General features: G+C 37.1%; 1 protein-coding gene. It reads left to right on the top strand.

The window, feature by feature from the left end; translation table 11 throughout:
* Nucleotides 1–92: 92 nt before the first annotated feature.
* Nucleotides 93–848, top strand: a complete 756-nt coding sequence (locus DXA15_RS25110; protein WP_128135852.1) for an IS5 family transposase — start codon at nt 93–95, stop codon at nt 846–848.
* The last annotated feature ends 8 nt before the right edge of the window (nt 849–856 follow it).

The following is an 856-nucleotide window of genomic DNA, read 5'->3' as shown; positions in this document are numbered from 1 at the left end:
AGAGCCTGTTTAAATTTTGTAGTTTGAAGTAAAAAGAGTGTTTCTTCTTTCCGTCAAAATGATTATTTTTAGTTACCAAGCTTCAAATAATTATGTATTGTACGGATTTAGAAGAAACACAGTGGCAAGTTATCAAGAAAATCTTGAACCTGCAAGAAAGGAAACGAAAATATGATTTGCGTGAAATATGGAATGCTATCTTCTACCTGGTCAAAACAGGGTGTCAGTGGCGTATGCTTCCTTCTAATTTTGCTCCTTGGGAGCTGGTTTACTATTATTATCGCAAATGGTGTTCTCTGGGTGAATTTGATTTGTTATTGAACAACTTACGTGAAAAAGTGCGTGTCAATATGGGACAAAAAGCAGAATGTAGTCTAGGTATTATGGATAGCCAGAGCGTACGCTGGGGCGATAATCGTTCTCTTAATGGTATTGATGGGAATAAGAAAATAAAAGGAGTCAAACGTCATGTAGTAGTGGATAAGAATGGTTTTCTATTGGCTGTCATGGTGACAATTGCCTGCGTACATGATAGTAAAGCGGCTTATTTATTAGCGAGATACCTTAGGGAGCTTTGTTGCAATATCAAAATCATATTAACCGATGCCGGTTATCGTGGGGAAATAGCGGACAAGATAAAAACTGCTTTTGGATATATCCTTGAAGTTGTGGTAAGTGGAGATAAGGTAAATGGATTCAAGCCAATTGGAAAAAGATGGATTGTGGAAAGGACATTTTCATGGTTTGACAACTATAGAAGACTCTGCCGAAACTATGAATGGACATTCGATTCGGCAGAGGAAATGGTGAAACTAGCATCTATTAGGATGCTATTGAATAAAATTTAAACAGGCTC

The organism is Parabacteroides sp. AM58-2XD (assembly GCF_003463685.1).
GTDB lineage: Bacteria > Bacteroidota > Bacteroidia > Bacteroidales > Tannerellaceae > Parabacteroides > Parabacteroides segnis.
This window is presented reverse-complemented; position numbering and strand designations above follow the sequence as displayed.

Bases quoted from the DNA above. Each gene is read 5' to 3' on its own strand.
- DXA15_RS25110 (WP_128135852.1), top strand. From the start codon at position 93: ATGTATTGTACGGATTTAGAAGAAACACAGTGGCAAGTTATCAAGAAA.